Raw genomic sequence first — 21,945 nt, 5'->3', positions numbered from 1 at the left:
ATCCAAACGGAAATTGAAGGGAATTTGCCTTGGAAAAACGGGGTTTTGAAAACGCTTGTGTGATTGGAGGCGGGATTTTCCGCCATCGTCTTCGCCCCATCGCCCCCCGCGAGGTGCAAAATAAAACCGCCCGGAAGGTCCAGGCGGTTGAAAAGAATCACCTTTAAGCGGCCGTCTGCCCGGCCCGTCGCGCTCAGAAGGCGCGGTCGCGCCGGATCATCGCCTTGAATTCCTCGTCTTCACGTCGCATTTCGGCGACCACGGAGACCATCGATGTCACGAACATAACGCTGATCAGGGCAAGAAGCATTGTCAGAAATGTGAACATGATATCGTCTCCGGGAGTTTCGAGAAAATTCTCTCCGTTATCAGTAGTAATTCATATACTGATAACGGGCGGTCAGCTGCGGATAGTCCGGGCCCAGCTTTTCAGGCTTCTGTTCATAAAGGCTAAACGTCGTTGCTACCATTGCGATAACCAGTACTGTCCAGGCTGTGCTGATGACGCTGATTTTCGCCGAAGTAGACTGTTTTTCTCTTATAAACATCTGTCCGTTCCTTTGGTTCTTTCTTAACGCGCCATGTCTCGACATGTTCCGCGTCAACCGTAAAAATCGATTAGCATCGCGCCTGTGAAACTTCCTTGAATGGCTCGTTCATCTGGCGTTCAGGAAACTGGCTGATGTCGTCATTCGAGAAAAAGATACTCGGCAGCGAATGAAGCGATGATCGAAAGGACGATCATGAAGGCCAGCATTTTCAATTCTCCGGATGCTTAACGAGTGAGGGGCGTTTCGGTTTCCCGATGCCGTGCATTTAGACAAAATAGCTGTGAAACCGCACTGAACGGCCCATTCATCCGCGGTTCACGCCGCAGCCGCGCTTGTGAGGGGTGGTTATAAAGTCTTGCGCCGCGTGCCTCTCCATGACAAAAGGCGGCACATATGCTGAAGCGTCGAGACGCGCCCACCACCTGAGAGCGATATGACGATTGCCTTTTATCCAGGATCCTTCGATCCGATGACCAACGGACATCTGGATGTGCTTATTCAGGCGCTGAACGTGGCGTCGAAAGTCATCGTTGCGGTCGGCATTCATCCCGGAAAAGCGCCGTTGTTCAGCTTCGAGGAGCGGGCAGGGCTGATAAAGCGGGCGCTTGCCGAACATCTGCCGGGCGAAGCGGCGCGCATGGAAGTCGTCTCTTTCGATAATCTGGTCGTCGATGCCGCCCGAGAGCACGGTGCGCGCCTTCTGCTGCGCGGCCTGCGCGACGGCACCGATCTCGATTATGAAATGCAGATGGCCGGGATGAACCGCCAGATGGCGCCCGATATCCAGACCGTATTCCTGCCCGCCGGCACCTCGTCGCGACCCATTACAGCCACATTGGTCCGGCAGATCGCCGCCATGGGCGGCAATGTCGACGCCTTCGTGCCGAAAGCCGTGCTTGAAGCCCTCAACGCCAAGCTGAAGCGCTGACTTCAGCCCCACATTCTGGAGCCAATCCGATGAAACTCGTTCGATTTGCCTTTGCCGGCGCCATGTTTGCAGGCGCGCTTGCCGCCAGCACCCTTGCTTCCGCCGCCGAACTCCTGACCGTGCAGCTGAAGGACGGCCCCGTTGTCATCGAACTGATGCCGGATGTCGCGCCCAAGCACGTGGCGCAGATCGAGGCGCTGGCCAAGAAGGGCGCTTATGACAATGTCGCCTTCCACCGCGTCATCGACGGCTTCATGGCGCAGACCGGCGACGTGCAATATGGCAACATGGAGAAGGGCTTCAGCGCCCAGCGCGCGGGTACGGGCGGTTCCGACCTGCCGGATATTCCGGCCGAATTCTCCAAGGTTCCGTTCACGCGCGGCGTGGTCGGCATGGCCCGCTCGCAGGATCCGAATTCCGCCAATTCGCAGTTCTTCATCATGTTTGCCGACGGTCCGTTCCTGAACGGCCAATATACCGTGGTCGGCAAGGTCGTGTCCGGCATGGAAGCCGTCGACAAGATCAAGCGCGGCGCCGGCGGCAACGGCGAAGTTTCCAACCCCGACCGGATGATCAAGGTCACCGTCGGCAAAAAGTAAGGTAAGGGCAATGGAGCCCGAACAGAGGAGAATAGTCATGGCCGAGATCAAGGATCCGGAAAACACCATCATCATGGAAACGACGACCGGCAAGGTCGTGATCCAGCTGCTGCCGGACGTTGCTCCGGGCCACGTCGCCCGCATCAAGGAACTCGTATCGGAAGGCGCTTACGATGGCGTCGTTTTCCACCGCGTCATCGAAGACTTCATGGCCCAGACGGGCGACGTGAAGTTCGGCAAGAAGGGTGCGGAAAGCTTCAACCCGGCCCGCGCCGGCATGGGCGGCTCCGACAAGCCGGACCTGAAGGCCGAATTCTCCGCCATTCCGCATGTGCGCGGCACCTGCTCCATGGCCCGTTCGCAGAACCCGAACTCCGCCAACTCGCAGTTCTTCATCTGCTTCACGGATTCGCCGTGGCTCAACAAGCAGTACACCGTCTGGGGCCAGGTCATCGAAGGCATGGAAGCCATCGACAAGGTCAAGCGCGGCGAGCCGGTGAAGGACCCGGATTCGATCGTTTCCATCAAGCTCGCTTCTGCGGCCTGATTTTTTGGAAATTGCAGTTCGACCCGTCTCGCAGTCTATGCGAGGCGGGTTTTGACGTTTATTGACGGTACGTGATTTTAAGGATGGACGCGGCAGTTTTGACGCTTGCCATCCGTCGCGCCGTTCTCTTCTTCCCTCATTCCTGTGCTTGTCACAGGAATCCAGCCAGCCCAAGTCCCTGGGCTGAAAGGACTCCTCCCGCCGCGCAGACGCGCGCCGACTGGATTCCTGTGACGAGCACAGGAATGAGGGGTGAGGGGTGCGGATGCGTCGGGCCGCAAAACACCGTGCCGTGTCAAATTGGATTTCTGGAAGACCCTTTCATGCGTGTAGACCTGTTCGATTTCGATCTGCCCGAGGAGAATATCGCCCTGCGCCCGGCGAACCCGCGCGATAGCGCGCGCCTGTTGGTGGTCGATCCGAATGAGAACCGTATGGAAGACCATCGCGTCTTCGACCTGCCGTCCTTCCTGAAGCCCGGCGATGCGCTGGTGTTCAACGATACCCGCGTCATTCCCGCCCAGCTCGAAGGTGTACGGCTGCGCGAAGGCGCGCCGGAGACGGCGGTTTCGGCCACGCTGCACATGCGCGCCGATCAATCTCGCTGGAAGGCCTTCGCGCGCCCCGGCAAGCGCATCAAGCAGGGTGACCGCATCCGTTTCGGTTACGAGCGCGACAATGCCTGCGGCCTTGCCCATCTGGAAGCCACCGTCGAGGAAAAGGGCGAGGAGGGCGAGATCACGCTGCTGTTCGACGTCTCCGGCCCGGTGCTGGACGAGGCAATCGCCTCCGTCGGCCATATTCCCTTGCCGCCCTATATCGCCGCGAAACGTCCGGAAGATGCACAGGATCAGACCGACTACCAGACCATCTATGCCCGCGAAAAGGGAGCCGTTGCCGCCCCCACCGCCGGGCTGCATTTCACGCCCGATCTGTTTGCCGCGCTGGACAAGGTGGGTATCGAGCGGCATTTCGTGACGCTTCACGTTGGGGCAGGCACCTTCCTTCCGGTCAAGTCCGACGATACCGACGATCACAAGATGCATTTCGAGATCGGCCATGTGTCGCAGGAAACCGCCGACCGGCTGAATGCGGTAAAGGCGCGCGGCGGACGCATCGTTTGCGTCGGCACGACATCGCTGCGCCTGATCGAAAGTGCGGCCGATGAGAATGGTGTTATCCACCCATGGTCCGATGCCACCGGCATCTTCATCACGCCGGGATACCGTTTCCGCGCGGTCGATATTCTGATGACGAATTTCCACCTGCCGAAATCGACGCTGTTCATGCTCGTTTCGGCTTTCTGCGGTCTCGAAACGATGCGTGACGCTTATAAGCACGCCATCGAAACCGGATACCGCTTCTATTCCTATGGCGATTCCAGCCTGTTGTTCCGGAAAAACTGATGCACGACAAATTCACCTTCACCCTGAAAGCCACGAGCGGCGGCGCGCGCCTCGGCGAAGTCGCCATGCCGCGCGGCGTCATCCGCACGCCTGCCTTCATGCCTGTCGGCACGGTCGGCACCGTCAAGGCCATGTATCTCGATCAGGTGCGGGAGTTGGGGGCCGATATCATTCTCGGCAATACCTATCACCTGATGTTGCGGCCGGGTCCTGAGCGTGTTGCCCGCCTTGGCGGCCTGCATGAGCTGATCCGCTGGCCGCACCCGATCCTCACCGATAGCGGCGGTTTTCAGGTGATGTCGCTTTCCGGCCTGCGCAAGCTGGACGAGCAGGGCGTGACCTTCAAGAGCCATGTGGACGGTTCGCTTCACCACATGTCGCCGGAACGCTCCATCGAAATCCAGGGCATGCTCGATTCCGACATCCAGATGCAGCTTGATGAATGCATCGCCCTGCCGGCCGAGCGCAAGGAAATCGAGCGGGCCATGGAAATGTCGCTGCGCTGGGCCGAGCGCTGCCGCGTGGCCTTTGGCGATCAGCCCGGCAAGGCCATGTTCGGCATCGTGCAGGGCGGCGACCAGCCGGACCTGCGCATCCGTTCCGCAGAGGGCCTCAAGCAGCTCGATCTGAAGGGGTATGCGGTCGGCGGCCTTGCCGTCGGCGAGCCGCAGGATGTGATGCTCGGCATGCTCGATATTACCCTGCCGGTGCTGCCCACCGAAAAGCCGCGTTACCTGATGGGCGTCGGCACGCCCGATGACATCCTGAAATCGGTGGCGCGCGGCATCGACATGTTCGACTGCGTGATGCCGACCCGCTCCGGCCGTCACGGGCTTGCCTTTACCCGTCGCGGCAAGGTCAATATCCGCAATGCCCGCCATGCCGAGGATATGCGCCCGCTCGACGAGCAGTCCAACTGCCCGGCCTCGCGCGATTATTCCCGCGCCTATCTGCACCATCTCACCCGCGCCAACGAGGCGCTGGGCGGCATGCTGCTCTCCTGGCACAATCTTGCCTATTATCAGGAGCTGATGCAGGGTATCCGCAAGTCTATCGAGGAAGGCCGTTTCGCCGATTTTTATGCGGAAACCATCGAAATGTGGGCGCGGGGCGATATAGACCCGGTTTAGGTTGCAGAGCTTCCACCCACACTCGACGTCATCCTCGGGCTTGCCCCGAGGATCTACCAATGTAGCAGAAATCAACGAGCGGAAGATCCTCGGGACATCCTCGGACTTGATCCGGGGACCGAGGATGACGGAGGAGAGGTTTCTATCCGCCGCTTTGAACACCCCAAACCTTCCTTCTACGGATTTTTCCTTGGCACACGCGCCTTACGTTCTTTTCCGGGATGACACGACCGGCACGGTGACAGCCTTCACCGAGCCGGAAGAGATCATCGTCGCGGACGAGCCGGCGGCGTTTTTTGCTGCGCTGAAGCGCATGGAAGAGCTGCGCCGGGCCGGGAAATACCTCGCCGGCTATATGTCCTACGAGGCGGGCTTCCTGTTCGAGCCGAAGCTTGCGCCTTTCGCGGACGAGCCTCGCAACGTGCCGTTTCTCAATTTCGGCGTCTTTTCCGGCCCGCAGCCGGATGAGGGACGGTTTGCGCGGCCGGCAAATCTGCCGGATGCGGATGCGTTTCTGTCCGATCCCGTGCCGGCATGGAGCCTTCAAGGCTATTGCCAGCGTTTCGAGCGTCTGCACGGGCATCTGCGTCGCGGCGACTGTTACCAGGGCAATCTGACCATGCCGGTCCATGCCCGCTGGAGCGGCGATCCGCTGACGGCCTTCTGGTCGCTGATCGAGCGGCAGCCGGTGAAATATGGCGCGCTGGTCGATCTCGGCGGGCCGGTTATCCTGTCGCGCTCACCGGAACTGTTCTTCTCGGTTGACGGGGAAGGTTTCATCGAAACCCATCCGATGAAGGGAACGACGCCGCGCGGGGCAAATTCGGAAGAAGACCGGGCGATTATCGCCGCAATGCTGGCGGACGAAAAGACGCTCGCCGAAAACCGCATGATCGTCGATCTGCTGCGCAACGATATTTCTCGCATTACCGAAGTCGGCAGCCTTGATGTGCCGCGGCTGTTCGATATCGAGACCTATCCGACCGTGCACCAGATGGTCAGCCATGTGCGGGCGAAACTTCTGCCTGACGTGACGGTGGAAGATATCTTCGCCGCCCTGTTTCCCTGCGGCTCCGTTACCGGCGCACCGAAAATGTGGGCGATGAAAATCCTGCGCGAGCTGGAGGCTACGCCGCGCGACGCCTATTGCGGCGCAGTCGGCTTCATGTCTCCAAATGGTGAGATGCGGTTCTCCGTGGCGATCCGCACGCTCAGCCTGTTTGACGACGGCCGCGCCGTCTTCAATGTCGGCGGCGGTATTGTGTTCGATTCCGTTGCCGAGGCGGAATATGACGAGTGTCTGCTGAAATCGAAATTCGCGGTGGGGGACAGGTTGCTTCGGGGGTGATTATCGCCCGATCACCTCAAACACCCCATTCTCCACCAGCACTTCCTTCGCTGCCGCATGGCTCAGAAAACCCGCTGGGCTGGCGCTGGCGCCATAGGCGCCCGATTGCAGGATGGCGAGGAGATCGCCGGCCTTGAGCTTCGGCAGCGCCGCATTACGGGCGAGCGTATCGAGCGGCGTACAGAGCGGGCCGACGATGGTTGCCGTCTCTTCATGCTCCGCCAGCATCATGGCCGGTGCGACGATGGGATAGTTGCGCTTGACGATCTGGCCGAGATTGCCGGAGGCGGCCAGGTGATGGTGCATGCCGCCATCCATCACCATGAAGGTAGTGCCGCGCGAGGTCTTTACCGAATTCACCTCCGCCACATAGACGCCGCCGGGACCGGCGAGGAAACGGCCGGGTTCGACGATGACATGGGCGTCGGTTATCAGCGGATGCGCCTTCAGAAGCGCCTTGAGGTCGGCAATGGCGGCGCTGACTTTTTCAAGATCGAGCGGCGTTTCGCCCGCGAAATAGGGGATGCCGAGACCGCCGCCGAGATCGATGGTTTCGAGCGGCTTGCCGAGCATTTCGGCCATGCGCGCGGCAAGGGAAATGCCGTGTCTCCATTGGGAGACAAGCATGTCGGCATCGAGGATCTGCGTGCCGCCGTAAATATGGACGCCGACGAGATCGATATATCGGGCGTCCTTGAAGAGCGGCAGGACATTTTCCAGCTCTTCCTCATCGAAACCGAAGGCGGTGGCCTTGCCGCCCATGCGCATCGCGCCGGCCTGTGCATCCGGCACCGGATTGATGCGGATCGAGGCTTTGACCGGCTTGCCGATCGCCTCGATGCGGGTGATTTCCTCGGCGCTTTCGATGTGGATTTCGCCGATGCCGCCCTCGATCACTTCGCGCAACTCGGCCATGCCTTTTCCGGGGCCAGCGAAGATGATGTTTTGCGCTGCGACACCGGCCTTGATCGCGGCGCGGTATTCACCGACGGACGCGATTTCCGCACCCGCACCTTCCTGCCGGAAAAGCGAGATGATGGCGGGCAGGGGGTTGGCCTTCACCGAATAATAGATATCGGCAAAACCGCCGAGCGCGGTTTCGAGATCGCGATAGGCGCGGCGCATGGCGGCGGCGTCATAGAGGAAGCAAGGCGTTCCAGTCCCGGCGACAATCTCGCGCACGGGAAGTCCGCCGATCATCAGATCGTTCTCGCCTATGTCGAACAACCCGGCTGCAAAAGCCGGGCCGTGGCTCTGGGGTTTATCCGTTGGCGCCATTGTCCGTCCGTTCGCGCACCAGCGCGCGGTAATCCACCTTGCCATTGGCCGTGACCGGCAGTCGTTCCACCAGTTCGATGGCGCGCGGGATCATGAAGGGGGCGAGCATTTCGGCGGCTTTTTTAAGCGCGGCCGAAACATCGATATTCTGGTTGGCGGCGGTCGCCACGGCATGGACCTTTTCGCCCGCAAAGGGGTCCGGCAGGCCGATGACGGCGACCTGCTGGAAAAGGCCTGTCGACATCAGGCTTTCCTCAACCTCGGTCGGGCTGATACGATAGCCCGACGATTTGATCATCGCATCGTTGCGGGCGACGAAGCTGAAGAAACCATCCTCGTCCTCCACCGCCAGATCGCCGGAATAACACACGGTCTCGCCGCCCATTGCCGCCGGAATGAAGGGGTGAGGACGCAGCACCTTTGCCGTATCCTCCGGCCGGTTCCAGTAACCCAGCGAGACGGTCGGCCCGCGATGCACGAGAATGCCGGGCTCACCCGGCTTCGCCCTCTGTCCCTTATCGGTGACGATGAAGATTTCGCATTCGGGAATGGCCTTGCCGATGGAGGTCGGGCGGCGGTCGATTTCATCGGGGGGCAGGAAGGTGGAGCGGAAGGCTTCCGTGAGGCCATACATCAGGTAGATTTTCGTATCCGGCAACTTCTCGCGCAGCGCTTTCACGGTTTCCTGCGGCACGCGCCCGCCGGAATTGGTGATATAACGCAGGTGCGGCAGAGGTGTCTTTGTGAGCGACGGGGCCGCTTTCGTCAGGATCGCCCAGATGGTCGGCACGCCGGCGAGACCGGTGATGGCATGGTCGCGCAGATCGCGGACGATCTCATCGCCCAGCCGGAAGGTGGAGATAACAGTGGCCGCGCCCTGTTCCACCGCCGTCAGCAACTGGTTCAGGCCATAATCGAAGCTGAAGGGCAGGAGGGAAAGAATGCGGTCTTTGCCGGTGATGTCCAGATAGGTGCGCACGATGCGCGCGCCGGCGAGAAGATTGCGGTGCGACAGCATCACGCCCTTGGGCGAGCCGGTGGAGCCGGAGGTATAAAGAATGGCGGCCAGGTCTTCCCCTATTGCCGCTGAAGGCCGGGCGGGTGTGTCGGCGCGGGCCTCTATCTCTTCCGCCAGCAGGATTTTGACCTCGGGAAGGTCTTCCAGTGCCGCTTTCAGCTCTTCCATCATCGCGGCGTCGCTGATGACGATTTTTGCGCCGCAATCCCTGACGATATGGCGAATCTGCTGCGCCTTCAGCAATGCGTTCACCGGCACGAAGACGCCGGACGCCATGCTCACGCCAAAGATCGACCAGCATTCCTCGATGCCGCGCGGCAGATAGATGACGACGCGGTCTCCGCGTTGCGCTCCGGCTTCCTGCAATGCCGCCGCGCAACGGGCCGCCGCTGCGGCAAATTCGCGATAATTCAGCGATCGGTCCTTGTGGACGAGGGCCTGATCGTCGCTCGCCGCCCGGGCGGCAAGCAGGTGGTGCAGCAGGAAATGGGGTGTCATCTCCTCCGTTCCCTGAGGACGAAGGCGATGAGATCGGCCGGCGTGCCGAGATTGTCGGGCGTGAAATGTTCGTCATCGAGAATGATGCCGAAACTTTCGCCGAGGAAGATCATCAGTTCCAGAAAGCCGAGCGAATCGATTACGCCGCCTTCGAGAAGCAGCGTATCGGCGGAAAAGGGGGCATAGGCGGGAAAACGGTTGGAGAGATAGGAAGAGATGGTATCGGCAACGTCGATTTCACTCTTTTTCGCTGCAAGCATGCTCGTTCTCCGATTTCCCGCGTCTTTCCCAATGACCTGCCCGGAACGGCGCTTTTTCTGCAAAGGCCAAGATTCCGTCAAGTCGCGCACGACTCACTAGAATACCTACGGTGGCAATAACACCAACTCTGAGTATGCTTCGTTAATAAATCGTGGGTTCCATGCGCCTTTTACTTGTATTGGTGCAGATTTATGTGCGGCAAGCCCGCCGGCCTTTCGCTCTGCGCCCATTGCCGCCATGGTCAGCGCAAGCCGGCCATGGCCAAGAAGGTGGCGGGCGATTGCGGATATGTGCCTTTGCGCGACCTGCCGGTCTTCGCAATGGATGAGGCGCGCGGATGGCAATCTTTTGGTCGTGGTTTTCAGGAAGACCAGAGGGTAATGGCGGCTCTTCGCCTCCATCACGGCCACGATGCAGCCGAGACGGGCATGGTCTTCCAGCATGTCGCGCATTTCGGCGGAGAGTATTTCCGGTTTTATCTCGCCTGGCGGGCGCAGCCGTGCGCTTGCCGGGCGAAGCGCTGCAAAGGGCAGCGGATAAAAAAGCGTGCAATCGGTCACCGTCGTAAAGCCCAGCCTCTCATTCAGCTTGCAGGCTTCGGAAGAGGGGGTGAGATCGGTGAAGATTTCGTCCTCATTGGAGGATGCCATCTGCAACATGCGCGGGGCGAACCAGCGGCAGGAAGGCTCCACATACCAGCTGGACAGGTTGACGACGATCCTGCCGGTCTCTGGCAGGCGGCTTTTGATCGTCAGCAGAACGCCTGCGGCATCGTCGCCCTTCATCAGCAATTGCCCGATAGGGCCGAGTTCGCGCCGCTCGTGATGTTCGCTGACGAGCGACAACCCGCGCGACCAGAAGGCCTCGCTTTTTTCCGGGAAGCCTTTCGCCAGAAGAGCGACGGCGGCGACGCGGTTTCCGTTGTCGATCGGTACGATTTTCAGGGTCGCTCTCCGCAGGTCTGGCGTCGTTCTGGGCGGGGAGGGATTTTCAACTCCACCGCGTAGTATCGGCTTACGACGATAGATTTACCGTCCCGTTAATCGCAATGGCTGCAGCGGGTTGGAGGCGATCACATTTGCATGAATGGCGGGCGCGCGCGGTTACGCGCGCCCGCCTGCGTCTTGTTCAATCAATAAACCACGACGCCGCGAATGCTTTCGCCCTTGTGCATCAGGTCGAAGCCCTTGTTGATGTCTTCGAGCGGCATGGTGTGGGTGATCATCGGGTCGATCTGGATCTTGCCTTCCATGTACCAGTCGACGATCTTCGGCACATCCGTGCGGCCGCGTGCGCCGCCAAAGGCGGTGCCCATCCAGTTGCGGCCGGTGACCAGCTGGAACGGGCGCGTGGAGATTTCCTGGCCGGCGCCGGCAACGCCGATGATGACCGACTTGCCCCAGCCGCGATGCGAGGCTTCCAGCGCCTGACGCATGACTTTGGTATTGCCGGTGCAATCGAATGTGTAATCCGCGCCGCCGATCAGGTCGCCATTGCGCTTCGTCATGTTGACGAGATAGGGCACGATGTCGTCGCCGACTTCCTTCGGGTTGACGAAGTGGGTCATGCCGAACTTCTCGCCCCAGGCCTTCCGGTCGGGGTTGATGTCCACGCCGATGATCATGTCCGCGCCGGCAAGGCGCAGGCCCTGCAGCACGTTGAGGCCGATGCCGCCGAGACCGAAGACGATGGCGGTGGAACCGATCTCGACCTTGGCGGTGTTGATGACCGCACCGATGCCGGTGGTGACGCCGCAGCCGATATAGCATACCTTGTCGAAAGGTGCGTCGGGATTGATCTTGGCAAGCGCAATCTCCGGCAGAACCGTATAGTTCGAGAAGGTCGAGCAGCCCATATAATGATGGATCTTGTCCTTGCCGATGGAGAAGCGCGAGGTGCCGTCCGGCATCACGCCCTGGCCCTGTGTGGCGCGGATGGAGGTGCAGAGATTGGTCTTGCGCGAGGTGCAGGAATAGCATTCGCGGCATTCCGGCGTGTAGAGCGGAATGACATGGTCGCCCTTCTTGACCGAGGTGACGCCGGGTCCGACATCGACGACGACGCCCGCGCCCTCATGGCCGAGAATGGCCGGGAACAGGCCTTCCGGATCGGCGCCCGAAAGAGTGAAATCGTCTGTATGGCAGATGCCGGTCGCCTTGACCTCAACCAGCACTTCGCCGGCGCGCGGGCCTTCGAGTTGAACGGTCATGACCTCAAGCGGCTTTCCGGCCTGAATGGCAACTGCGGCGCGAACGTCCATATCTTATCTCCTGGCATTGTCTTGTGATTGAACAGGGCTGTTTTGCCCGAGCTTGGCTGGAGGGACAAGGGGCGAGCCCAAGTTTGTGTTTTCGGAAGAAACCGTGAATGCAAACCCCACACTGCCGTCACGCGGTCATACGATTTTATTGGCTGGCTCTAATTTACTAATAAATAAACTAAGCATATGAATTTGCTTCATATTTTTAGATTCCGATTGAGCTTTGATTTACGGTTTGTGTGTTAATTGACCCCTGTATTTCAGTGGTCAGGCGAAGTTGCTCGAAAAGCAGCGCCGCCGGCGACCAACGAGCAATTTTCGAGCGACCGGCGTGAGCCGGACATTTTTTAGCGTCGCAGAAAGCCAGGCCTGTCGCTTTTCACAGCGCGCCTTTCCCATGGCGATGAGCGACATGAGACGGTGTTTTGATGACGAGCAGGCGGATAAAAAAAGCGGCATGGAAATGGAGCCTATTTTCATCGCTCCTCAGGGATCGCGCGGGTACCTTCGCCATCATGACCGCGCTGCTGCTGCCGGTCTTTATCATTTTGCTGGGGCTGCTTTTTGAGGGTGGCAGGGCGCTGGCCTATTACAACCAGTCAAAGCGGGTCATGGCGATGGCATGCGAAAGAGCCACCAAGCCGACTCGCACCTTCACATTGTCCGATGAAGTGCGGCGCGCCAATGTGGCCGGGGCCTTCGATGCGATGATTCAATCCACCAAGCAGAAGGTCCTCTCGCGAGACGTGCAAGTGAAATGGACTGAGACAAAAATCAATGCCGAGTTCAGTTACGGGCTGATTTTCTCGGAGATGTTCAATCTCGAGAAGCTGAAATATCGCCTTGATGAGTCCTGCGAAGGTATCCCGCCCTATCCCGAGGACGATGCGGTTATCATTGACAATATGTTCGAGAGCAACGCTCTCGGCGTCGAGCGGGTTTTGAAAAACGGCGTTACCAAGGAAACCCCCGGCGGTTGCTGGGGTGTCTATCCCTATTCGGAAATCGGATGGGATGGCGGGACCGGCCCCGGCGTCGAGTTGCAGGACTGGAGCAGCCCCTGCTGCCGCCGCAACCACAATTGGGAGGGCTATCCGGCGGGAATGCAGAGCAAGAAACTCAACGAGGCCCCTACCGCCAACGACAAAGCCTGCACTTTGAAGGAGGTCGATAAGGCAAAGACCACCGACAAGATCGAAATCGACAAGAAGGCGGGCACCGAGCTCTCATTGCCAACCCGTTATGTCATGGAGCTCGACAGCGACTGGGGCCCGCCTAAGCCCGGCAAGAAAAAAAATATCGAAGCCAATAGTTCGATCTACAAGGATGTCGAGCTTCATCCCGGAATATATAAGATCATGGTTTGGTATAATGGGCGCCGGGCCGTCGAGGACGTGGAAAAAACAAACGGAATCAAGATCTCGCTCCAACAGCTCCTTCCTGACCTGCAACCCCAGCAGCGGGTGTGGGAGTTGACCCAGGATAAAAACAGTATTGCCTGGACGCCGAGGGACTACAGTTTCAGGGTCAAGGCCTACTCCATCTATCGGGTGACGATTGAGGCAACCGGCCTGAGCGACAGCTTCGGTGGCATCATCACCGGTTTCCAGCTCATCTACGTGGATCGAATGGAAGAGGGCTGAGATGAAGTCCTTACTTTTCCCGCGTCAGGATAAAAGCCGTGGTCGCCCGCGCAGATGCCTGTTCGCGCATGCCGCCTGTTACCGGCTATTTGGCGACCGAAAGGCAGCAACGGCGGTCGAGACGGCGCTGCTGTTGCCGCTGTTTTTTGCGCTGATTTTCGGGACGCTCGAAATCGGCCTGCTGATGCTCTATTATCTTTATCTCTCGTTCGCATCGAATGCGGGTATCGAATATCTCCGCAAGGCGGCGGCGGACGGTAAACCGGCGACCGAGATTGCGTTGCGCAAGGCAATCGCCTCCCATTTCATTGGAGGGACTGACGAAACCAATCTCAAGATTGCCCTTTTGCCGATCCCCGACGACGATATTGCCGAAGCCAAAGTGCCCATACCAATCGTGAACGATTTTCGCCCGCCCGCCGATACCGCCGGGCAGTACATTCTGGCCATCGGTTACAACTGGAATTTTTTGATGCCGACGACGCGTTTCCTCGTGCCGGACACGGGCGGCATTCATCAATTGCGCAACATTTCCCTGGCGATCACTGCCGTGCGGGTGACGGAATGAAAAAGGCGACATGGTTTTTGCGTCTTGCTGGTTTCGGCCGTTGCCGTTCTGGTGCTGCGGCGGTGGAAATGGGGCTTTTGGCGCCTCTGCTTGTCCTTATGCTTGCAGTGATCATTGAGGTCGGGCGGGGTTGGCTGAGCTATGACCGGTTCATGACGATAGTCGACAATTCAGCGCGCTGGGCGGCAAGATTCCCCGAATTCGAGGAACGGGTGCGCACGGGGGTTCCGAGCTTCGTTGTCCTTTCCGGCAGCGGCATTCTCCAGACGGGCAAACTCGACCTGACGCTGAGAAGCGTCAAACTGGTGGATAAGGTCGCCCGGCTGCAATTTCCCGCCCACAATTTTCTGGGATCTGCCGAAGATGTGCCATGGGAGAAAACCGTGATTGCCAACGGTTTCGTTGCTCAGGAAGCTATCATCGTCGTCTCCGGTCGCTACAGCTATCGGCCGCTGATCTCGGTCCTGGCCGATATCACGCTCAAATTCGAATATGTTGCGGCCGTCAACCCGTTCTTTTCCCAGCGATATCCTTACCAGAGCGGCAAATCGGATTTCGCAAAATGGAACCTCAAGCGCTCGCCATTCAAAGCAAACTGATCGGCCTCAGACAGCCTCTGTCTCGGCCTGGCTTTCGCCGAGCCACGCCGCGCAATCCCGCAACGCCCGCGCTGCAATAAGCTGGCGTTTCATGATCGTCTTGTCCTTGCCGCGAAAACGCTTGACGCCTTCCGGCTTGACGATGGAGCCCGGCGCCAGTTCCGGGAAGAGGCCGAAATTGATGTTCATCGGCTGGAAGGAGCGTTTGCCCGGCTCATCATCGGAGGAAAGGTGGCCGCCGGTGATGTGGTTGAGGAGCGAGCCGAGCGCGGTGGTGGCCGGCGGCAGGCTTGGGGACTCGCCCTTCTGTTCGGCGGCGGCGAAGCGGCCGGCGAGAAGGCCGACGGAGGCGCTTTCCACATAACCTTCGCAGCCGGTGATCTGGCCGGCGAAACGCAGGTCCGGCCGCGATTTCAGTTTCAGCGAGCGGTCGAGCAGGATCGGGGAATCGATATAGGTGTTGCGGTGCAGGCCGCCGAGGCGCGCGAATTCCGCATTTTCGAGGCCGGGTATCATGCGGAATACATCCGCCTGCACACCGTATTTCAGCTTGGTCTGGAAACCGACCATGTTGTATAGCGTGCCGAGCGCATTGTCCTGTCGCAGCTGCACGACGGCATAGGCCTTGACGGTGGGGTTATGGGCGTTGGTCAGTCCCATCGGCTTCATCGGGCCGTGGCGCAGCGTCTCGCGGCCGCGCTCGGCCATGATCTCGATAGGCAGGCAGCCGTCGAAATAGGGCGTGCCTTCCCATTCCTTGAAACCGACCGTGTCGCCGGCAATCAGCGCGTCGATGAAGGCGTTGTACTGCTCCTCGTTCAGCGGGCAGTTGATGTAATCCTTGCCGGTGCCGCCGGGACCGACCTTGTCGTAACGCGACTGGTACCAGCAGATATCCATATTGATGCTGTCGCGGTGCACGATGGGGGCGATGGCGTCGAAGAAGGCGAGCGCATCCTCACCCGTCTCTGCCTGAATGGCGGCAGCAAGATCCGGCGAGGTCAGCGGGCCGGTGGCGATGATCGAGTTGCCCCATTCCTTCGGCGGCAGGCCATTCACCTCTTCGCGCACGATCGTCACCAATGGGTGACTTTCCAGCTTTTTCGTCACGGCCTCGGAGAACCCGTCGCGATCGACGGCGAGCGCGCCGCCGGCCGGCACCTGGTGTCTGTCGGCGCAGGCCATGATGAGAGAACCGGCAAGCCGCATTTCAGCGTGGATAACGCCGACCGCATTGGCGGTCGCATCGTCGGAGCGGAAGGAGTTGGAGCAGACCAGTTCCGCCAGCGTATCGCCCTTATGCGCATCCGTGCCGCGCACGCCGCGCATTTCATGCAGGATGACGGGCACACCGCTCTGCGCGATCTGCCACGCGGCTTCCGAACCGGCCAGTCCGCCGCCCACGACGTGAATGGGAGAAGTGCTCTTGTCTTGCATGCTGGCGTCCATGGGCGGCCGCGGGGCAAAGGCTCCCGTCCGGCGGCTGTCTTTCGAGTGATTGTTCCGCACGGGTCCCTAAGGACGCGGCATTGTTTGCGGATGCACTAGCATGCATGGCCGGGGCAGCCAAATGTTTTTGAGGGATGGAGGCTAGGGGGCTGCCAAGCTCCCGGCGGGCTCGAGGAGCAGACGCGCATTTTGGAGCGAGCGGGTGCCGCTTGTTTCTTCTCCCCGCCGGGGAGAAGGTCGCGGCAGCGGGATGAGGGGGCTAGGGTGCGGTCTATCGCTGGCGTTGCCCCCTCATCCGACCCTTCGGGCCACCTTCTCCCCGGCGGGGAGAAGAAATATGCCGCGATGCCGGGCGCCTTTCCAAAGGCCAGTTCCTCCAGCCAAACCCCAGAATCAAAAACGGCGCCAGAGGCGCCGCTTTTTTTACCTGTCGCTCAATCGTCGCGCCCTGGAGGTCGGGCAGCGGGACGATCGTTTACGCCTTAGCGGAACGAACGGGCTGCTACGTTACGGATGTCGTAACGGGTCAGGCCGATGTCGCTCAGAGCCTGGTTGGAAAGGCTGCCAAGTTCGTTGATCGTGCGGCGGTAGGAGATCCAGTTCTTTGCGATGCGGATGGGGTTCATGGTCGTTTCCTCAATCTATCTCTGTTGATTTCGTCTGCCGGCTCAGCGTTTCTCTGTGCTCTCGGCTGTTGAGGTTTATATATAGACATTGAGCCATGTTGTGCAGTGCAGAATTTAGGCTACTGCCATGCATTTGTGCAGTATGTCGGCTAAATTTGCGGCTTTGAATATCATCTGAGCAAAATATGAGCGGAAATGCCTGTGTTTCAGGCGATTTTGACTGATATGGCAGCCTTTCGCGGCGCTAAAGGGGTTTTGCGGCGTGAAAAGGGGTGTCGGGAGGGGCTCGGACGCTATCCGGGCGCGGCGTGAACGGTCGGCCATCGATGCATTTTTCATCGGCTGACACTGCGGGCGGCTAAGGCAGTGCCGCTTCGACCCGGAGAACCGCCGAAAAAGAAAAAAGGCCGGAGGCGGGAGCCTCAGGCCTTTTTGGGTAGGTCGTCTCGCATCCGCCGCAAGAAGCGGCGGGGCGTATAATCAGAAGCCGACGGCGGTCTTGGCGACGCGGCGGATGTCCTGACGGCCAATGCCGAGGTCACTCAGTTCGCGGTCGGTCATGCGGCCGAGTTCGGTTACGGTCTGACGATACTTGCGCCAGTTGGTGAGCGAGCGTGCAATGTTCATTTTCATCTTCCTCTTCGTGCTGTTCAGTCTCTGCGGCCAGTCTTGGGAGGCTTTGGTCCGGGGCTGAACTCGATCTCTGTATGACCATGAATATAATCGGTTTAATCAAAACAAAAACAGACAAAGCAAGATGTCACCTATGCACGCATTGCAATGCAAGCCGGTAAAACAGGCCGATTGCGGCGATTCATGCATAATTTGTGACCAATTTGTGTGCTTTTGGTGATCGCCTGGAGGTTTGGCAGTGCGAAGGCGTGTAAGATGAACGGATAAGGGGCGGGGCAGGGTGCGGAAGCCCTGAATCGCCGGTTTGGAGCAACGGCCAGCAATCCGGCAACTTGGGCTGCGGGGCAGGCTATATATAATGTCAATGTAGCCGCATAAATATTGCCTGCTTTCCGCGCCTGCCTGCATGCGATGTGCCGGGCGAGGTGGGTCGGGAAGGCGATGGAGGCGGATGTGGTTCGGCTTGCCGTTTTTTCTCCCAAAACGCCTCTGTCCGGCTGTTGCGCGCTGTCCCCCGGCGCGGGCGGCGAATAAGCGGAGAGGGCGGCCATCTCTTGCCACCGGCGCGGACGGCAAGAAAAGTCCGGAGGAAACGAAAGGCGGGGGGAACGGCGTGCTTGACCCTTTCTGAACATTGTGACATACCGCCGCCCAACGTGCGGGTATGGCGGAATTGGTAGACGCATTGGTTTTAGGTACCAACGCTTCGGCGTGGGAGTTCGAGTCTCTCTACCCGCACCACAAGCAAGGCATGGCTGCGCCACGCTTGCGCCAGAGTGCATCTTTATAAGATGCGGGGAGCTTCGGGGTTCATTTCTCCCCTTTGGTCTTTTCTCCGGTGCAGGCTAAATGGTGTCCGGCAGGCGCTTGTGTAAAGAAATAAGGGAAGCCACGGCCGGGCAACGATGTTTCCGGCGCAGTGCTCGAAAGTAAACCAACGGCTGTCTGAGCACCGCCGCCATGATGTGAAGGTTAGGAAAATGCAGGTTATCGAAACGCTCGCTGAAGGGCTGAAGCGCGAACTCAAGGTCGTTATTCCGGCCGCCGACATGAAGGCTCGTCTGGACGAGCGCCTGGTTGACGCCAAGGACAAGGTTCGCATCAACGGTTTCCGTCCCGGCAAAGTGCCGATGGGCCACCTGAAGAAGATGTACGGCAAGTCCATCATGGCCGACCTCGTCAACGAGCTGGTTCGTGAAAAGCCGACCGAAATCCTCTCCAGCCGCGGCGAAAAGTCTGCGACGCAGCCGGCCATCTCCATGACCGAAGACGAGCAGGAAGCCGAAAAGATCCTGTCGGCCGAATCCGATTTCGAATTCACCGTTGCCTACGAAATCATTCCGGCCATCGAACTGAAGGCCAATGACGGCATCAAGGTTACCCGCGAAGTCGTTGAAGTCTCCGAAGACGAAATCAACGAGCAGATCCTCAAGATCGCCGAAAGCGCCCGCACCTACGAGGCCAAGAAGGGCAAGGCCGCCGACGGCGACCGCGTCACCATGAACTATCTCGGCAAGGTTGACGGCGTTGCCTTCGACGGCGGCGCTGCCGAAGATGCCGAACTGGTTCTCGGTTCGGGCCGCTTCATCCCCGGCTTCGAAGACCAGCTGGTCGGCGTCAAGGCTGGCGATGAAAAGACCATCACCGTGACCTTCCCGGCCGATTACCCGGCTGCGAACCTCGCTGGCAAGGAAGCCAACTTCGACATCACCGTCAAGGAAGTCGCTGCTGCCGCTGCTGTTGAAATCAACGACGAACTGGCCACCAAGCTCGGTCTCGAATCGGCTGAAAAGCTGAAGGAAATCGTCAAGGGCCAGATCGAAAGCCAGTATGGCAACATCACCCGCCAGAAGGTCAAGCGTCAGATCCTCGACCAGCTGGACGAGATGTACAAGTTCGACACGCCGGCTGGCCTCGTCGACGCCGAGTTCGACAACATCTGGCGTCAGATCAACACCGATCTCGCACAGTCGGGCAAGACCTTCGCTGACGAAGACACGACCGAAGAAGAAGCCCGCGAAGAATATCGCAAGCTGGCTGAACGCCGCGTCCGTCTCGGCCTCGTTCTCTCCGAAATCGGCGAAAAGGCCGGCGTGGAAGTGACCGAAGAAGAAATGCAGCGCGCGCTGTTCCAGCAGCTGCAGCAGTTCCCAGGCCAGCAGAAGGAAATCCTCGATTTCTTCCGCAACACCCCCGGCGCTTCCGCTTCGCTGCGCGCTCCGATCTTCGAAGAAAAGGTCATCGACAAGCTGCTCTCCGAAATCTCGGTAACGGACAAGACCGTTTCCAAGGAAGAGCTTCTGGCTGACGACGCCGAAGAAGCAACGGAAACCAAGAAGAAGGCCCCGGCCAAGAAAAAGGCCGCTGCCAAGGCTGACGACGCCGCTGAAGGCGAAGAAGCCGCTCCGAAGAAGAAGGCTCCGGCCAAGAAGAAGGCCGCTGAAGGCGACGCCGAATAATCTTCTTCGGCGAAAGCTGATTGAACAAAGGGCCGTAGCGAAAGCTGCGGCCTTTTTTGTGTTTTGGGGATGGGGAGGATGTCTGGTTTCGGCCCAAAGCAGTCATTCCATAACTTTTCCGGAATACAAGATGTCCAACGATGCGATGATCTGCATTGCGCCTAGCCTGATAGGTCAGATGGTCAGCCTCCTATCGCAAACAGATCAGGTGTCCGCATGTCGATCTTTAAAAATCTGGTTATACCCCGCCTTTCAAAATCCGCTGGAATGACCTCTTTGGCAACGGCCTCAAGCGTGCGGGATATCCCTTTTCTCTCATCAAGTCTGGAGCGCCCGTCATTCAGTTGGAAGACCGTAGGCAATCCAATATCGGTTGCGCGGTCTTCATAGACGGGTATGACTTCTTCCACGAATTGCTCAATATATCGCTCAATCGGAAGGTCTTCCTGAAATCGCTGAAAATAGGGGGTTTGCCTTGCAGAAAACTTGTGTCGCGCGCACAAAAAATGCCAGGGAACGGTATCGTTTTCGATCTCATTAAGTTTTTTTGGCGCTTTTGATTTCACAGTTTCGGCGTCCGCAATCAGACAACCGGTTTCGAACGCTTCGACTTTTTCTTCTACGGTTCCTTTTACCCAGTAAGACCTTTGGGGTTCAGCGCAATAGAAGCAGTATGCAGGGAAGAGGCTGTTCGCTTTTGCATCCTCGATGAGCAAATCTATCTGTGGCTTGGCGGCTCCTTTGCCCATCTGCTTCAGGTTTCCAATTCCGCCGGCCTTATGAATTCTCTTGGCTTGCACGCGCATCTTCAGGGTGTAGACTTTTCCGATAATGTGCCACTCCCAGTCGGCCCCTGTGTTCTTACTTTCCTGCGATTTTGAAAATGTCAGCAGCGTTACTTTGTGCGGATGGCGCCGCCTTATCTCCAGCAAATTCGTCTCAGTAATCGTCTCTTCTCCATAGCTGACCCGAACATCGGGCGAATGAGCGAATTCCAAGTTCTTCGAGGTGGAGTGGCCAAGTTCCAACAGTGTGTGGAGCAAGGAAATCATGCTGTCTCCCAATATTAGAAATCTGAATATTCAGTTGTTATTGTAAAATATGCAACCAATTCGGCGTCATATTGGCCATTTCGGTCTGCTGCGCGCAATGACCGCTTCTGGCGCAAAGAGGCCATGAGGGGGTAGCGCTCATTCCATCTTTATCGCACCGCACATAATTTTGCTGCATGTGCGCTTGTTCATCTCCCGTTCATCTGGCACAATGACTGCCATGATTTCCCTGTTGCCTCGTGTTGCCGTTCAGGGGAATGCGGGCCAGCCTGATAGGGTGGCCGTCACGCCGACAATCTCGTTGGACTCGACTTTTACCGTGCTTTCCGGGTAGCGCCGGCACGCCCTTAAATGATTTGGGGACAAGATATGCCGTTCCGAACATCGATTTTCTTTTTTCACCTGTCGCTCGTTGCTGGCCTCTGTGGCGGAACGACGGTGCATGCGGACGAAGCCGGGTTGATCTGGAAGCCGGTCAAGAATTCAGACCGTTCCTATACGGCGCGCATCGGCGCGAAACTGCCGGTCGATACGCCCATTCGGGCGGGGCTGGAAATGGGCATGAGCGCTTCCAAAACGGGGCAAGTGGTGGATACACCGGTGCGGGTATGGGGTAATGTCACGCTGCTGGCTGAACAGTTGCCCGGCGTTTCCCTGGCCCGTGATGTCGGCGTCATCTTCAATGCGCTGACGGGATCGAGCAGCGTTTCCGTGACCTCGCAGCAGAAGCGCATCGTTACGCCGGAGCTGGATATCGAGGCGAACCGCAATTTCACCGTGCGTTATGACGGCACAGCGCAGCAATGGAACGGGCTGGATGTGTCGCAGTCGCTGCGCCTTTCCCGGTCCGAAACGGGCACGGCTTTTGTGCTGACGGGGGCGAGCCGCAACAGTTTCAACGAGTTCAGCAGCGGCGTGGCGGTGGAGCAGAAACTGGGCGATCACCTGACTGTGCGGGGGACGCTCGATCAGGGCTATGCGGATCATTTCCGGCCGGGGGTGAGTGCGCGGTATAGTATTCGGTGGTGAGGGGGGTGCCTTACCGGTTGTCGGATGAATGAGCAGAAACGATAGGCATTTTCGCGCCCTGCG

The 21,945-nt window shown here is 58.9% G+C and carries 23 protein-coding genes and 1 tRNA gene; 13 read left to right on the top strand and 11 right to left on the bottom strand.

Annotated features, from left to right (window positions below):
• Positions 1-193: 193 nt before the first annotated feature.
• Positions 194-328 (bottom strand): hypothetical protein, encoded by a 135-nt coding sequence (locus ACQZ60_RS08230; RefSeq protein ID WP_003522748.1) that lies wholly within the window; start codon positions 326-328, stop codon positions 194-196.
• Between the two features lie 40 nt (positions 329-368).
• Positions 369-548: a hypothetical protein gene (locus tag ACQZ60_RS08225; protein WP_003522749.1), complete on the bottom strand. Its 180-nt coding sequence runs from the start codon at positions 546-548 to the stop codon at positions 369-371.
• 436 nt (positions 549-984) lie between these two features.
• Between ACQZ60_RS08225 and coaD the strand changes: the two genes are divergently transcribed.
• The 6 genes from coaD to ACQZ60_RS08195 all read left to right on the top strand — a co-directional run bounded on the left by coaD (position 985) and on the right by ACQZ60_RS08195 (position 6,509).
• A complete protein-coding gene (coaD, locus tag ACQZ60_RS08220; protein WP_020810243.1) occupies positions 985-1,479 on the top strand; it encodes a pantetheine-phosphate adenylyltransferase in 495 nt (164 codons plus the stop codon).
• 29 nt (positions 1,480-1,508) lie between these two features.
• Positions 1,509-2,078 (top strand): peptidylprolyl isomerase, encoded by a 570-nt coding sequence (locus ACQZ60_RS08215; RefSeq protein ID WP_059760168.1) that lies wholly within the window; start codon positions 1,509-1,511, stop codon positions 2,076-2,078.
• A 37-nt stretch (positions 2,079-2,115) separates the two neighbouring features.
• Positions 2,116-2,625 carry a peptidylprolyl isomerase gene (locus ACQZ60_RS08210; RefSeq protein ID WP_448735042.1) on the top strand — a complete coding sequence of 170 codons (510 nt, stop codon included), beginning with the start codon at positions 2,116-2,118 and terminating at the stop codon, positions 2,623-2,625.
• Positions 2,626-2,948: 323 nt separating this feature from the next.
• Positions 2,949-4,031: a tRNA preQ1(34) S-adenosylmethionine ribosyltransferase-isomerase QueA gene (gene queA, locus ACQZ60_RS08205; protein ID WP_020810246.1), complete on the top strand. Its 1,083-nt coding sequence runs from the start codon at positions 2,949-2,951 to the stop codon at positions 4,029-4,031.
• Positions 4,031-5,161 carry a tRNA guanosine(34) transglycosylase Tgt gene (gene tgt, locus ACQZ60_RS08200; RefSeq protein ID WP_448735041.1) on the top strand — a complete coding sequence of 377 codons (1,131 nt, stop codon included), beginning with the start codon at positions 4,031-4,033 and terminating at the stop codon, positions 5,159-5,161. Before queA ends, tgt begins: the two co-directional genes overlap by 1 nt.
• 190 nt (positions 5,162-5,351) lie before the next feature.
• Positions 5,352-6,509, top strand: coding sequence for an aminodeoxychorismate synthase component I (locus ACQZ60_RS08195; protein WP_448735040.1), 1,158 nt, complete (start codon positions 5,352-5,354; stop codon positions 6,507-6,509).
• Here ACQZ60_RS08195 and ACQZ60_RS08190 read toward each other — a convergent pair whose 3' ends face one another.
• The 5 genes from ACQZ60_RS08190 to ACQZ60_RS08170 form a co-directional block, all read right to left on the bottom strand.
• Positions 6,510-7,787 (bottom strand): type III PLP-dependent enzyme, encoded by a 1,278-nt coding sequence (locus ACQZ60_RS08190; RefSeq protein WP_448735039.1) that lies wholly within the window; start codon positions 7,785-7,787, stop codon positions 6,510-6,512.
• On the bottom strand, positions 7,771-9,303 hold the full coding sequence (locus ACQZ60_RS08185; protein ID WP_448735038.1) for an AMP-binding protein: 1,533 nt from the start codon (positions 9,301-9,303) through the stop codon (positions 7,771-7,773). The genes ACQZ60_RS08190 and ACQZ60_RS08185 overlap by 17 nt, the downstream gene beginning before the upstream one ends.
• On the bottom strand, positions 9,300-9,563 hold the full coding sequence (locus ACQZ60_RS08180) for an acyl carrier protein (RefSeq protein ID WP_003525150.1): 264 nt from the start codon (positions 9,561-9,563) through the stop codon (positions 9,300-9,302). Before ACQZ60_RS08180 ends, ACQZ60_RS08185 begins: the two co-directional genes overlap by 4 nt.
• 105 nt (positions 9,564-9,668) lie before the next feature.
• On the bottom strand, positions 9,669-10,409 hold the full coding sequence (locus tag ACQZ60_RS08175; protein WP_448735037.1) for a hypothetical protein: 741 nt from the start codon (positions 10,407-10,409) through the stop codon (positions 9,669-9,671).
• Between the two features lie 287 nt (positions 10,410-10,696).
• On the bottom strand, positions 10,697-11,824 hold the full coding sequence (locus ACQZ60_RS08170) for an S-(hydroxymethyl)glutathione dehydrogenase/class III alcohol dehydrogenase (protein WP_003525152.1): 1,128 nt from the start codon (positions 11,822-11,824) through the stop codon (positions 10,697-10,699).
• Between the two features lie 277 nt (positions 11,825-12,101).
• On the opposite strand from ACQZ60_RS08170, the gene ACQZ60_RS08165 reads away from it, so the two are divergent.
• Genes ACQZ60_RS08165 through ACQZ60_RS08150 form a run of 4 tightly spaced genes read left to right on the top strand, consistent with a single transcriptional unit; the run spans position 12,102 to position 14,634 of the window.
• Complete coding sequence (locus ACQZ60_RS08165) at positions 12,102-12,392, top strand: hypothetical protein (protein ID WP_155246288.1); 291 nt, start codon at positions 12,102-12,104, stop codon at positions 12,390-12,392.
• Positions 12,340-13,467: a pilus assembly protein gene (locus ACQZ60_RS08160; protein ID WP_155246289.1), complete on the top strand. Its 1,128-nt coding sequence runs from the start codon at positions 12,340-12,342 to the stop codon at positions 13,465-13,467. The genes ACQZ60_RS08165 and ACQZ60_RS08160 overlap by 53 nt, the downstream gene beginning before the upstream one ends.
• 1 nt (position 13,468) lies before the next feature.
• Positions 13,469-14,035, top strand: a complete 567-nt coding sequence (locus tag ACQZ60_RS08155) for a TadE/TadG family type IV pilus assembly protein (protein ID WP_448735036.1) — start codon at positions 13,469-13,471, stop codon at positions 14,033-14,035.
• Positions 14,032-14,634, top strand: a complete 603-nt coding sequence (locus tag ACQZ60_RS08150; RefSeq protein WP_020811361.1) for a TadE/TadG family type IV pilus assembly protein — start codon at positions 14,032-14,034, stop codon at positions 14,632-14,634. Before ACQZ60_RS08155 ends, ACQZ60_RS08150 begins: the two co-directional genes overlap by 4 nt.
• Before the next feature lie 6 nt (positions 14,635-14,640).
• On the opposite strand, the gene trmFO is transcribed toward ACQZ60_RS08150, so the two are convergent.
• The 3 genes from trmFO to ACQZ60_RS08135 form a co-directional block, all read right to left on the bottom strand.
• On the bottom strand, positions 14,641-16,083 hold the full coding sequence (trmFO, locus tag ACQZ60_RS08145) for a methylenetetrahydrofolate--tRNA-(uracil(54)-C(5))-methyltransferase (FADH(2)-oxidizing) TrmFO (RefSeq protein WP_020811362.1): 1,443 nt from the start codon (positions 16,081-16,083) through the stop codon (positions 14,641-14,643).
• Between the two features lie 482 nt (positions 16,084-16,565).
• Positions 16,566-16,709, bottom strand: a complete 144-nt coding sequence (locus ACQZ60_RS08140; protein ID WP_003495735.1) for a DUF1127 domain-containing protein — start codon at positions 16,707-16,709, stop codon at positions 16,566-16,568.
• Positions 16,710-17,189: 480 nt separating this feature from the next.
• Entirely contained in the window at positions 17,190-17,336 is a 147-nt protein-coding gene (locus ACQZ60_RS08135) for a DUF1127 domain-containing protein (RefSeq protein WP_004433052.1), read from the bottom strand.
• A 664-nt stretch (positions 17,337-18,000) separates the two neighbouring features.
• On the opposite strand from ACQZ60_RS08135, the gene ACQZ60_RS08130 reads away from it, so the two are divergent.
• A tRNA-Leu gene (locus tag ACQZ60_RS08130) sits at positions 18,001-18,083 on the top strand.
• Positions 18,084-18,322: 239 nt separating this feature from the next.
• Positions 18,323-19,801, top strand: coding sequence for a trigger factor (gene tig, locus ACQZ60_RS08125; RefSeq protein ID WP_448735035.1), 1,479 nt, complete (start codon positions 18,323-18,325; stop codon positions 19,799-19,801).
• A 182-nt stretch (positions 19,802-19,983) separates the two neighbouring features.
• Here the strand turns inward: tig and ACQZ60_RS08120 are convergent, their stop codons facing one another.
• Complete coding sequence (locus ACQZ60_RS08120) at positions 19,984-20,853, bottom strand: DUF6615 family protein (protein WP_448735034.1); 870 nt, start codon at positions 20,851-20,853, stop codon at positions 19,984-19,986.
• 369 nt (positions 20,854-21,222) lie between these two features.
• Here ACQZ60_RS08120 and ACQZ60_RS08115 point away from each other — a divergent pair, with 369 nt between their 5' ends.
• Complete coding sequence (locus ACQZ60_RS08115; protein WP_004433046.1) at positions 21,223-21,882, top strand: hypothetical protein; 660 nt, start codon at positions 21,223-21,225, stop codon at positions 21,880-21,882.
• The last annotated feature ends 63 nt before the right edge of the window (positions 21,883-21,945 follow it).

The organism is Agrobacterium sp. 22-223-1 (assembly GCF_053522385.1).
The sequence above is the reverse complement of the archived record's forward strand: the minus strand, read 5'-3'. Positions and strand labels throughout refer to the sequence as shown.